This is a genomic window from Rothia halotolerans, assembly GCF_004136635.1.
Lineage (GTDB): Bacteria > Actinomycetota > Actinomycetes > Actinomycetales > Micrococcaceae > Rothia > Rothia halotolerans.
Map to the genome: position 1 here is coordinate 855888 of NZ_NOIU01000002.1, position 11951 is coordinate 867838.

At 72.9% G+C, this 11951-nt stretch carries 9 protein-coding genes and 2 tRNA genes; 1 reads left to right on the forward strand and 10 read right to left on the reverse strand.

Translation table 11 applies throughout. The features are described from left to right. Positions 1 to 74: 74 nt before the first annotated feature. Together leuD and leuC are read right to left on the reverse strand one after the other, a co-directional pair. Positions 75 to 674, reverse strand: coding sequence for a 3-isopropylmalate dehydratase small subunit (gene leuD, locus EWV39_RS08985; protein ID WP_129658776.1), 600 nt, complete (start codon positions 672 to 674; stop codon positions 75 to 77). A 14-nt stretch (positions 675 to 688) separates the two neighbouring features. Then, positions 689 to 2116 (reverse strand): 3-isopropylmalate dehydratase large subunit, encoded by a 1428-nt coding sequence (leuC, locus tag EWV39_RS08990; protein ID WP_129658778.1) that lies wholly within the window; start codon positions 2114 to 2116, stop codon positions 689 to 691. A gap of 194 nt (positions 2117 to 2310) precedes the next feature. On the opposite strand from leuC, the gene EWV39_RS08995 reads away from it, so the two are divergent. Next, the gene (locus EWV39_RS08995) at positions 2311 to 3036 is read left to right on the forward strand and encodes an IclR family transcriptional regulator (RefSeq protein WP_129659273.1); all 726 of its coding nucleotides are present in this window, start codon (positions 2311 to 2313) and stop codon (positions 3034 to 3036) included. Between the two features lie 46 nt (positions 3037 to 3082). Here the strand turns inward: EWV39_RS08995 and EWV39_RS09000 are convergent, their stop codons facing one another. The 8 genes from EWV39_RS09000 to EWV39_RS09035 form a co-directional block, all read right to left on the reverse strand. After that, positions 3083 to 4774 carry a GTPase gene (locus EWV39_RS09000; RefSeq protein ID WP_129658780.1) on the reverse strand — a complete coding sequence of 564 codons (1692 nt, stop codon included), beginning with the start codon at positions 4772 to 4774 and terminating at the stop codon, positions 3083 to 3085. Beyond that, on the reverse strand, positions 4771 to 6714 hold the full coding sequence (locus EWV39_RS09005) for a P-loop NTPase family protein (RefSeq protein WP_129658782.1): 1944 nt from the start codon (positions 6712 to 6714) through the stop codon (positions 4771 to 4773). The genes EWV39_RS09000 and EWV39_RS09005 overlap by 4 nt, the downstream gene beginning before the upstream one ends. A gap of 125 nt (positions 6715 to 6839) precedes the next feature. Beyond that, a tRNA-Glu gene (locus EWV39_RS09010) sits at positions 6840 to 6912 on the reverse strand. A 117-nt stretch (positions 6913 to 7029) separates the two neighbouring features. Further along, positions 7030 to 7101 (reverse strand) — tRNA-Gln (locus EWV39_RS09015). A gap of 142 nt (positions 7102 to 7243) precedes the next feature. After that, entirely contained in the window at positions 7244 to 8764 is a 1521-nt protein-coding gene (gltX, locus tag EWV39_RS09020; protein WP_129658784.1) for a glutamate--tRNA ligase, read from the reverse strand. Positions 8765 to 8821: 57 nt separating this feature from the next. Further along, entirely contained in the window at positions 8822 to 9598 is a 777-nt protein-coding gene (locus EWV39_RS09025) for a fumarylacetoacetate hydrolase family protein (RefSeq protein WP_129658786.1), read from the reverse strand. A 73-nt stretch (positions 9599 to 9671) separates the two neighbouring features. Beyond that, the gene (locus EWV39_RS09030) at positions 9672 to 10769 is read right to left on the reverse strand and encodes a branched-chain amino acid aminotransferase (RefSeq protein WP_272947836.1); all 1098 of its coding nucleotides are present in this window, start codon (positions 10767 to 10769) and stop codon (positions 9672 to 9674) included. A 50-nt stretch (positions 10770 to 10819) separates the two neighbouring features. Continuing rightward, positions 10820 to 11887 (reverse strand): 3-isopropylmalate dehydrogenase, encoded by a 1068-nt coding sequence (locus tag EWV39_RS09035; protein WP_129658788.1) that lies wholly within the window; start codon positions 11885 to 11887, stop codon positions 10820 to 10822. Between the last annotated feature and the right edge of the window lie 64 nt (positions 11888 to 11951).

Consider the following 11951-nt stretch of genomic DNA (forward strand, 5'->3'; position numbering starts at 1 on the left):
ACGAGGACCCAGGGTCCTAGGAACATCCTAGGACGCACGCCGCCGCGCCGGATGCGGCGCGGCGGCGTGGCGGTTCAGCTCTGAGCGGGAAGCGTCTTCGGCTTGAAGGTGGGCCGGCCGCCCTCGAACTCGGAGATGCTCTCCTCGTGGGCGAGTGTGAGGGAGATATCGTCCAGCCCCTCCATCAGGCGCCACCGGGTGTACTCGTCCAGGTGCATCGGGACGGTCAGGGAACCGCAGCTCACCGACATCGCCTCGAGGTCCACCGTGATCTGCGTCCCGGGGTTCTCCTCGATGGACTTCCACAGCAGCTCCACGTCCTGCTGGTCCACCTGCGCGGCCACCAGGCCCTGCTTGCCCGAGTTGCCCCGGAAGATGTCGGCGAAGCGGGCGGAGATGACGACGCGGAACCCGTAGTCCTTGAGCGCCCAGACGGCGTGCTCGCGCGAGGAGCCGGTGCCGAAGTCGGGTCCTGCCACCAGGACGGAGGCGTTCCGGTAGGGCTCCTGGTTCAGCACGAACTCGGGATCCTTGCGCCAGGCTGAGAAGAGGGCGTCGTCGAACCCCGTCTTGGTGATCCGCTTGAGGTAGACGGCGGGGATGATCTGATCGGTGTCGACGTTCGACGCGCGCAGCGGCGCGGCGACGCCGGTGTGGGTGGTGATGGGTTCCATGGCGTGCTCCTCGGTCAGGATTCGATCAGGTCGGAGGGCGAGCTCAGCGTGCCGCGCACCGCGGTGGCGGCAGCGACCAGGGGGGACACCAGGTGGGTGCGCCCGCCCTTGCCCTGCCGGCCCTCGAAGTTGCGGTTGGAGGTCGAGGCGCAGCGCTCGCCGGGGGACAGCTGGTCCGGGTTCATGCCCAGGCACATCGAGCAGCCCGCGAACCGCCAGTCGGCGCCGAAGTCCTTGAAGACCTTGTCCAGGCCCTCCTCCTCGGCCTGCTGGCGCACCCGCGCCGAGCCGGGGACCACCATCATGCGCACGTTCTCCGCCATGGTGCGGCCCTCGATGATCGCCGCGGCCGCGCGCAGGTCCTCGATCCGCGAGTTGGTGCAGGAGCCCAGGAAGACGGTGTCGACCCTGATCTCCTTCATCGGGGTGCCGGCCTCCAGGTCCATGTAGGCCAGGGCCTTCTCCGCGTTGGCGCGGGCGTTCTCGTCGCCGGCGTCGGCGGGGTCGGGGACGTCCTCGGACAGGGGCACGCCCTGGCCCGGGTTGGTCCCCCAGGTCACGAAGGGCTCGAGCCGGTCCGCGTCCAGCACCACCTCGTTGTCGAAGCGCGCGCCCTCGTCGGTCTTCAGGGAGCGCCAGTACTCGACGGCGCGGTCCCACTCCTCGCCCTTCGGGGCGTGGGGGCGGTCCCGCAGGTACTCGAAGGTGGTCTCGTCCGGGGCGACCATGCCCGCGCGGGCGCCGGCCTCGATGGACATGTTGCAGATCGTCATGCGGCCCTCCATGGAGAGCTCCTCGATCGCCGAGCCGCGGTACTCCAGGACGTAGCCCTGTCCCCCGCCGGTGCCGATCTTGGCGATCACGGCGAGGATGATGTCCTTGGCGGTCACCCCCGGCTTGAGGTGGCCGTTGACGGTGATCGCCATCGTCTTGAACGGCGCCAGGGAGAGCGTCTGGGTCGCCATCACGTGCTCGACCTCGCTGGTGCCGATGCCGAAGGCGAGCGCGCCGAAGGCGCCGTGCGTGGAGGTGTGGGAGTCGCCGCAGACCACCGTGGTGCCCGGCTGGGTCAGGCCCAGCTGGGGTCCGACGACGTGCACGATCCCCTGCTCGGAGTCGCCCAGCGAGTGGATGCGGACGCCGAACTCCTCGGCGTTGGCGCGCAGGGTCTCGATCTGCTTGCGCGAGGTCTCGTCCGCGATGCGGGCGAAGATGTCCTGCGTCGGGGTGTTGTGGTCCTCGGTCGCGATGGTCAGGTCGGGGCGGCGCAGCCGGCGCCCCGCCAGCCGGAGGCCCTCGAAGGCCTGCGGCGAGGTGACCTCGTGCAGGAGGTGCAGGTCGATGTACATCAGGTCGGGTTTGCCGTCCTGACCCTCCACGACGCGGTGCTCGTTCCAGACCTTCTCGGCCAGGGTCGTGGGCTTAGCCGGTGCATCAGCCATAGGGGTGTCCTCCGATGTCCAGGTGTGTGTGGATCCATTCTGCCCCGTCGTCCCACCGGCTTCCATTAAATGGACTTGCTTTCCAGAATATGAGATTGCATCATGGAGCCATGACATCGACCACAGAGACGACCGCCGGGGCGACCCCTCACGCCTCCGAACAGATCCTCGGCGGGATGGGCAACGCCGACCCGATGGCGGAGGGCAGCCGCTCGAGCGGGGTGGGCGTGCTGGACAAGGCCACCCACATCCTCGACTGCCTCGAGGCGGGCCCGGCGTCGCTCTCCCAGCTGGTCGAGGCCACCGGCCTCGCTCGGCCCACGGCGCACCGGCTCGCCGTCGCGCTGACCCACCACCGCCTGGTGGCCCGGGACGTCCAGGGCAGGTTCGTCCTGGGCCCGCGGCTCGGGGAGCTGGCCTCGGCCGCCGGCGAGGACCGCCTCATCGCGGCGGCCGGCCCCGTGCTCAACCACCTGCGCAACGTGACCGGCGAGTCCGCCCAGGTCTACCGGCGGCAGGGCGAGTGGCGGATCTGCGTCGCCTCGGCCGAGCGCCCCATCGGCCTGCGGGACACCATCCCGGTGGGCACGCAGCTGTCCATGAAGGCGGGCTCCGCAGCCCAGGTCCTCATCGCCTGGGAGGACCACAACCGGCTGCTGGAGGGGCTGCGTCAGGCGCGCTTCTCCGCCACGGTGCTCGCGGCCGTGCGCCGCCGCGGCTGGGCCCAGTCGGTCGGCGAGCGCGAGCGCGGCATCGCCTCCGTCTCGGCTCCCGTGCGGAACCCCTCGGGCAAGGTGATCGCCGCGGTCTCCATCTCCGGGCCCATCGAGCGGCTGACCCGGCAGCCGGGCCGGCTCCACGCCGACGTCGTCAGCCAGGCCGCCCGTCAGCTCACCGAGGCGCTGCGCACCGGCGCCTAGGGGCCGCGTTCCGGCCCAGGGCCCGGCGCACGGAGGCGCACGGGCCTCAGGCCCGCGCCGCGCGCAGGGCCCGCCGCAGCCGGGTCTGCGCGGCGACCAGCCGGCGCACGGGCGTTCCCACCAGCTCCTCGGCCGTCTCCCGGCAGCCCCGGAGCATCGCGGCGCGCACGCGCGCGATGTGCCGCCGCGCGGAGAGCCGCGCGGCCCACCGCCCCGCGAGCCCGAGCACGAGCGCCATCAGCGCGCCCCAGACGAGCAGCGCGGTCGGGGCGGGGATGCCCGTTCCCCGTAACGTGGGCGGCTCCGGCAGCCCGAGCCGGAGGTAGTCGGCGGCGAAGAGCGCGGTGAGCCATCCCAGGCCCGCCACCAGCCCGGCCAGGCCGAGCCACTGCAACGCCGCCAGCGGGCGCCACCACCAGCGGCGCCGGCCCCGCTCGAAGTCAACGCCGGCCACGGCCCGCTCGAGCGCCTCGGGGAGCTCATCGGCGCGCGAGCGCGCCGCCTCGCGGACCGCGTGGTGCCAGGGCTCCCCCGCGTCCTCGCCGGCGGCGGCCGCGCAGCGTCGCACGGCGGTGGAGACCCCGGACCGGGCCGCGGGCCCCATCGGTGGGAGGTCCAGGCGGCTGACCGAGGCCGCCGGCCCCGTGGGGCGGGTGACCCCGAGGCGCTCCAGGGGGTCCCTGCGCAGCCGGCCGACCCAGCGCAGCGGCGGCCAGCCGGTGCCGGCCAGCGCCTCGCGGCGCCGGGCCTCGCCGGAGGCCTCCGCGAGGCGGGGTCCCTCGATCGCCTCGTACAGGCCCTCGGCGAGGTCCTCGAGGGCGGCGTCGGTCATCCCCGCCATGCCGGGGCCGTCGTCGAGGGTTCCGAGGGTCTCGGTCAGCGCGTCCAGCTCGGCGGCGAGCCGGCGGTTGGCGGCGTCCCGGCCCGCCGCGACCTGCGCCAGGGCGGAGGCGACGGCGTCGAGCCCCTCCCCCGTCGCGGCGGAGACGGCCAGCGGCTGCCGGTGCAGCAGGCGGGCGACGCCGTCGGCCCGCAGCTGCCGGCCGAGGTCCTCCAGCACGATCCCGCGCTCCTCCTCGGACAGCCGGTCGGCCTGGTTCAGCACGGCGAGCATCGTCCCGCCGTGACGGGCCAGCGGCTCCACGAACTCGGCGTGGGCCACGTGGTCCGCGTACTTCTGCGGGTCGAAGACCCAGATCATGACGTCGACGCGCGCCCTGAACCGCTCGACGACGGCCCGGTGCTCCGTCCGGACCGAGTCGAAGTCCGGCAGGTCCACCAGCAGCAGGCCGCCGTGCCCGGCCTCGCCCCTGCCCTCGCGGCCGGATCCCAGCAGCCTGCGCCATCCGCCCCGCGGGGCGCCGTCGCGGTCCTCGAGCGCGGCGGTCACGGGCCCCCGGCCCGGCCGGTGCCGCTCGCCGATCCCGAGCCACTCCGGCGGCTCCTCGCCCCACAGCACGGCGCGGGGGTCGCGGGTGGTGGGACGGGTGGCCGCGACGCGCGCCAGATCCCGCCCGGCCAGGGCGTTGAACAGGCTCGACTTGCCCGAGCCGGTCGCCCCGAACAGCCCGACGACCGTGTGCTCGACGCCGATGCCCGCGCGCTGCTCGACCCGGTGCCAGCGCTGCCGGGCGGCCTCGAGCTCGGCCGGCTCGAGGACGGCCGAGGCCGCGTCCAGCGCCTCGTCGAGGGCGGCCAGCCGCGCGGTGATGCCGCGGTCCTGCGTGGACGCGCTCATCGCCGGTCCTCCCGGGCCCACGGCAGCGCGCCTCCCGCCTCCGGGTCCCCGGATCCCCCGGGGGCGGAGGAGGGGGCGCGGGGCGTGGGCTCAGCGTTCGGGGTCTCGTCCTCAGCCCCGTTCCCGGAGGAGGGGAGACCGCGCGGAGCCTCAACGACCGGGGCGTCGGCGGCCGGGGCCCGGCGCGAGACCTCGACGGCCGGGGCGTCGGCGGAGGCCGCGTCGAGGGTCCGCCCGGCCTCCAACAGCGTCTCGAGGGCTCCCGAGCGGTCCTGCGGGAGCCGGGCCAGGAACGGCTCGGCCCGCCCCTCCATCAGGGACCCCACCCGGCCCAGCAGGTCCTCGCGGGCGCGGACCGCCATGCGGCGCACCGCCTCCTCCCCGAAGACCGCCTCCAGCAGCTTCCAGCCGAGCGCCCCCGCCCCGCCGGCGATGCCGACCTCGATCCCCGTCAGCCCCCCGGTCATGGAGAAGACCACGATCATCAGCACGACGGCGCCGGCGTTGAGCCCCGCGGAGAGGAAGCGGGCCCGCTGGCGCTTCTCCGCGCCCTCCTCCGCCATCGTCTCCATGATGCCGCGCTGCCACTCGCGCAGCTCGCGCTGGACGCGGTCCGGGAAGTCATCCGGCAGGTGGCCCAGGTCCTCGCCGGCCAGCAGGCTCCGGCCGGCGGGGTCGCGGTGCCAGGCGCGCTGGGCGGCCTCGGCGGCCTCGGCCGCCTGCTCGACGATCACCCGGTACAGCCCGGTCTCCAGCTCGGCCTCCAGGCTCGCGGCCTGCCGGCGGCCGCCCCGCAGGTAGTCCCCGACCCGGTCGCGCAGGCGCCCGATCGAGGACTCGAGCCGGCGGAAGAGCTTCCCCGTGCCCACGAAGTCCTGCCAGCGGGAGAGGACCTCGCCCCGCAGGAGGGCGCCGTCGCTGATGGCCTCCTCGACCCTCGCCCGGGCCGCGGAGCAGGGCCGGGTCGCCTCCTCCGCGAGCCAGGCGCGATGCTCGACCTGCTCGCGCAGGGCGGCGGCGAGCAGGCCCACCTGCGGGCCGAGGGAGGCGACGGTGCCGCGCAGGCTCTCGGCGGCGAGCCGGGCGCGCTCCCCGGCGTCGGCGCCCAGGGAGTCGATCCAGGCGCGCAGCGGGGCGACGGCGGGCTCCGGCAGCCTCCCATCCTCTCCGCGGCGCTGCTCCCGGACGGTGATCAGCGGGTCGGGGGCGAGGCCGCGCTCGCCCAGCAGGCGGGAGAGGTCCTCGAGGATCTCCCCCTCCTCCCCCGCGGGCACCCGGTTCAGGGCCACGGCGATCCGGATCCGGCGAGCCGCGGCGCGCTCGAGGATCTCCCACGGGACGGCGTCGGCGTAGCGGTTGGCGGTGGTGACGAAGAGCCAGACGTCGGCGGCGTCCAGCAGCTGCCGGGACAGGGCGCGGTTGGCGTCCGAGACGGAGTCGATGTCCGGGGCGTCGATGAGCAGGACGCCGCGCGGGACGGCGTCGGAGGGCACCGGGCGCAGTGCCGGGGGCTCGCCGGGGGCTGAGCCCTCGTGGGACCCCGGGGCCGCGGCGGCGCCAGCCCCGGCGCGGGCCAGGCTCGGCAGGAGGCGCTCGGCGGTGACGCGCGCGGCGTCGTCGGGGTGGTGGAGCAGCAGGGGCGTGACGGTGGTCGGGCGGACGACGCCGGCGCGGCTGACCGCGCGCCCCAGCAGCGAGTTGACCAGCGTGGACTTCCCGGCCCCGGTCGAGCCGCCGACGACGATGCACAGCGGTGCCTCGAGGTCCCGCGCGCGGGGCAGCAGGTAGTCGTTCAGCTGGCGGCGCATCCTCGCGGCCAGCTCGGAGCCCCGCTCCCGCTCCGCGACGGGCAGGTCGAACCCCAGGGCCGAGACCGCCTCCTCCAGCCGGCGCAGGCCGGCGAGGAGGTCGGTGCCGCCTGCCGGGACCGTGGGGCGCATGCGAGCTCCAGACTGCCGAGGGCCTCGTGGACGCCGCCGGGTCCGACGGCGCAGACGGCGGGGCCGTCTCGATGAGAATACAATAAAAGCCCGGTGATAAAATCACCGGGCTTTCATTCCTAGCGTGACCCCAACCGGATTCGAACCGGTGTTGCCGCCGTGAGAGGGCGGAGTACTAGGCCGCTATACGATGGGGCCGTGTCAGCAAGGAATGTTCCTCTGAGCTGCCCGCACGATTCCGCACTGCGATCAATGCGAGAGTCATCCGGGCGAGGTGAAGCGCTTCGCATTCAGTGCTGAATGCTCCGCTCTTCGCTGGGATACCAGGACTCGAACCTAGAATGACGGTACCAGAAACCGTTGTGTTGCCAATTACACCATATCCCATTGGGAGCGAATCGGCCCTGCCGGGCTTTTTCATCTCCGCAACGAGAGAATACTCTACCGAAGCTCCCCCGACCTCGCAACTCGGATCGATGTGTGCTCGACCACGCCGCGGGAGGCCCCCGCGACGCGGCCGAGCCGGCCGCTATCCCGCGGCCGCCAGCTCGCGCCGCAGCGCCCCGATCCGGGCCAGCGTCGACTCGCGCCCGAGGATCTCGAGCGACTCGAACAGCGGCGGCGAGATCCGCTCTCCCGAGACCGCGATGCGCACCGGGCCGAAGGCCAGCCGCGGCTTGATGCCCAGACCGTCCACGATGGCCTCTCGCAGCGCCGTTTCGATCTCGGCGGCCTCCCACCCCTGGAGCGCCTCCAAGGCCGTCTGAGCGGCCTCCAGGACCTGCGGAGCGGACTCCTTGAGCTGCTTGCGGGCGTCCGCGGCGATCTCGATCTCATCGTCGGCGCGGAAGAGGAAGCCCAGCAGGCCCGGGGCCTCCCCCAGCAGCTGCATGCGCTCCTGGACCAGGGGCGCCGCCTCGTGGAGGATCGCGCGCTCCCGCTCGTCGGGGCCCTCGCCGCGGAGGATCCCGGCGTCGCGCAGGTACGGGACCAGGCGCTCCTCGAAGACCTCCGGCTCGAGCATCCGGATATGGGAGCCGTTGATCGCCTCGGCCTTCTTGACGTCGAAGCGGGCCGGGTTGGCCAGCACGTCGTGGACGTCGAAATGCTCCACGAGCTGCTCGACCGTGAAGACGTCCTCGTCGGCGGACAGGGACCAGCCCAGCAGGGAGAGGTAGTTCAGCAGCCCCTCCTTGATGAACCCGGCGTCGCGCAGCAGGAACAGGTTGGACTCGGGGTCGCGCTTGGAGAGCTTCTTGTTGCCCGCCCCCATCACGTAGGGCAGGTGGCCGAACTCGGGGATGAACTCGGCGACGCCGATGCCCGTCAGCGCCCGGTACAGGGCGATCTGGCGCGGGGTCGAGGAGAGCAGGTCCTCGCCGCGCAGCACGTGGGTGATGCCCATCAGCGCGTCGTCCACCGGGTTGACCAGCGTGTAGAGCGGCTTGCCGTTGGCGCGGACCACCACGAAGTCGGGGACCGTGCCGGCCTTGAAGGTGATCTCGCCGCGGACCAGGTCCCGGAAGGTGATGTCCTCGTCCGGCATCCGCAGGCGCAGCACCGGCTCCCGGCCCTCGGCGCGGAAGGCCTCCCGCTGCTCCTCGGTGAGATCCCGGTCGTAGTTGTCGTAGCCGAGCTTGGGGTCCTCGCCCTTGGCCCGGTGCCGCTCCTCGACCTCGGCCGGCGTCGAGAAGTCCTCGTAGACGTACCCGCCGGCCTTGAGCTTCTCGATCACCTCGGCGTACAGGTCCCCGCGCTGGGACTGCCGGTAGGGCTCGTGCGGGCCGCCGACGCCGACGCCCTCGTCCCACTCGATGCCCAGCCAGTGCAGGGACTCCAGCACCTGCTCGAAGGACTCCTCGGAGTCGCGGCTGGCGTCGGTGTCCTCGATGCGGAACACCAGCTTCCCGCCGGTGTGCCGGGCGTAGGCCCAGTTGAACAGGGCGGTGCGGATGAGCCCCACGTGGGGGGTGCCGGTGGGCGAGGGGCAGAAGCGGACGCGCACGGGGCGGTCATCGCTGACGGTGGGGGTGATGGCTTCAGGGGTCATGCTGGTTGCCGGGTATCGCTTTCGTCTCGGTGGGGGTGGAGTGGGTGGGTGAAGCGCTCAGGCGCGCCGCATGCGGTTGGTCAGGGCGCCGATGCCCTCGATCTCGATCTCGACCTCCTCGCCGTCCCGCACCAGGCCGACGCCGGCGGGGGTCCCGGTCAGGATCACGTCGCCGGGCAGCAGGGTGAAGGCCTCGGACACGAAGGAGACCAGCTCGGCGACGCCGAAGATCATGTCCCCGGTCGTCCCGTCCTGCCTGAGGTCGCCGTCGAGCCAGGTGCGGATGGACAGGTCCTCGGTCTCCAGCTCGGTCTGGATCCAGGGGCCGAGCGGGCACGCGCCGTCGAACCCCTTGGCCCGGGCCCACTGCAGGTCCGACTTCTGGAGGTCGCGGGCGGTGAGGTCGTTGGCGCAGGTGTAGCCGAAGACGACCTCCGGGACCCGCTCGACCGGGACGGACTTGCACATCCGCCCGATCACCACCGCCAGCTCGCCCTCGAAGGAGACCGACTCGCTGGTCTCCGGGAGGGTCACCGGGTCGCCGGGGCCGGCGACGGAGGTGTTCGGCTTGAGGAACAGCTGGGGCGAGGTCGGCGTCTCGTTGCCCAGCTCCGCCGCGTGGTCGTGCCAGTTCCGCGCCACGCCCACGATCTTGGACCGCGGGATGATGGGGGCGACCAGGCGCACGTCCTCGAGCGCGAAGCTCTTCTGCGTGGGGGTGATGCCGGTGTAGAACGGGTCGCCGGCCAGCACGGTGAGGCGCTCCTCGCCGGGCTCGCCGTCCACGCGTCCGAAGTACAGTTCGTTCTCTGCCGTGAATCTCGCAATGCGCATGTCTCCCAGGGTAGCGCGCCGGCCGCGCCCGAGGAGCGCGGCCGGCGCGGCCGGCGGACGGGAGAGGCCTGCGTTACAGCACGCGGGTGAGCCAGCCGAAGCGGTCCTCGACCCGGCCGGTCTGGATGCCGGTCAGCTGCTCCCGCAGCCAGGTGGTGACCTCGCCGTTGGGCTCGGCCGGGGCCGGGATCTCCTCGTGGGCGGAGCGCAGCCGGCCCATCGGGCTGATCACGGCGGCGGTCCCGCACGCGAAGATCTCGCTGATCCGGTCCTCGGCGACGCCGCGGCGCCACTCCTCGAGGGTGATCCGGCGCTCCTCGACGGTCAGGCCACGCTCGCGGGCCAGCTCGATCACCGAGTCGCGGGTGACGCCCTCGAGGATGGTCCCGGTCAGCTCCGGGGTCACCAGCGTGCCGTCGCGGTAGACGAAGAACACGTTCATCCCGCCGAGCTCCTCGATCGCGTCCTCGCGGGCCGGATCGGTGAAGATGACCTGCTTGCAGCCCTGGGCCTCGCCCTCGAGCTGCGGGAGCAGGCTCGCGGCGTAGTTGCCGCCGCACTTGGCGTCCCCCGTGCCGCCCTGGGCCGCCCGGGAGTACGTCTCGGAGAGCCAGATGTCCACCGGCTCCGGCGTCCCGAAGTAGTTGCCGGCGGGCGAGGCGATGACCTCGAAGAGGGCCTCGCGGGTCGGCCGCACCCCCAGGAACTTCTCGGTCGCGATCATGAACGGCCGGAGGTACAGCGAGGTGCCCTCGCCCTCGGGGATCCAGTGGGCGTCCTGGCGCACGAGCGCCTTGACCGCCTCCACGAACATCCCCTCGGGCAGCTGCGGCAGCGCCAGCCGGCGGGCCGAGCGGTTCATCCGCGCCGCGTTGGCCTCGGGGCGGAAGAGCCAGACGGAGCCGTCGGCGTGCCGGTAGGCCTTGAGGCCCTCGAAGACCTCCTGGCCGTAGTGGAGCACCGCGGTGGCCGGGTCCAGCGAGAGCGGCGCGTAGGGCTCGATCCGCGCGTCGTGCCAGGTGCCCCCCGTGGAGTAGTCGCCCTCCCACTCGACCTTGGCGACGTGGTCGGTGGTGAAGTTGCCGAATCCGGGATCCGCGAGGATCTCGGCCCGGCGGTCCGGGTGCATGGGCTGGGGGGTGGCGGTGACGGTGAACTCCGGGGTGTTCAACTCGGGATCCCTTCGAGACGGGTGTGTGATGAGACGTGCGGCGCGGGCGGTCAGCCCAGTTCCGCGAGGATCGCCTCGCCGACCTGGTGGGTCGTGCGGGGAGCGGTCCCCTTGCCGGCCATGTCGCGCTCGACGGCGGCCTCGACGTTCAGCGCGGCGGCCTCGTGGCCGAGGTGGCGCAGCAGCAGCGCGGCGGCCAGCACGGCGGCCGTCGGGTCGGCGACGCCGCGCCCGGCGATGTCCGGCGCCGAGCCGTGCACGGGCTCGAACATCGAGGGAGCGGTGCCCTCGGCGTTGATGTTCCCGCAGGCCGCGTAGCCGATGCCGCCGGTGACGGCGCCCGCCTGGTCGGTCAGGATGTCGCCGAAGAGGTTGTCGGTCACGATCACATCGAAACGAGCAGGGTCCGTGGTCATGAAGATGGTGGCCGCGTCCACGTGCAGGTAATCGGTGCTGACCTCAGGATACTCCTTCGCGACCCGGTCGAAGGTCCGCGCGTAGAGCCCGCCGGCGTTGACCAGCACGTTGTTCTTGTGGATCAGGGTCAGCCTGCGGCGCTCGCGCGATTGCGCCTTCTCGAAGGCGAAGCGGATCAGCCGCTCGACGCCGTGCGCGGTGTTGATCGAGACCTCGGTCGCGATCTCCTGCGGCGTGTCCTGGCGGATCACCCCGCCGTTGCCCACGTACGGCCCCTCGGTGCCCTCGCGCACCACGACGAAGTCGATCTCTCCCGGGTCGCTCAGCGGCGAGACCGCGCCGGGGTAGAGCCGGGAGGGCCGGAGGTTGATGAAGTGGTCGAACGCGAAGCGCAGGCGCAGCAGGATCTCTCGTTCGATGAGCCCGGAGGGCACCTGGGCCGACTTCGGGTCGGCCCCGACGGCGCCGAACAGGATGGCGTCGTGGGCCCGCAGCCGGGTCAGCGTCTCCTCCGAGAGGGTCTCCCCCGTCTCGAGCCAGGCCTCGGCGCCCAGCCGGTACTCGGTGGGGCTGACCGCCACGCCCACCGCCTCCGCCGCGCGCGTGAGGACCCTGAGGGCCTGTTCCGTGACCTCGGGGCCGATGCCGTCGCCGGGGATGACCGCGAGGTCGATGGTGCCGTTTCGCTGAGAGTCGTTCATGAGTACAAACTAGCCGCCCGGGCCGCCGGCGACCACATGTCGGAACCGTGTCTCAGGATGCGAC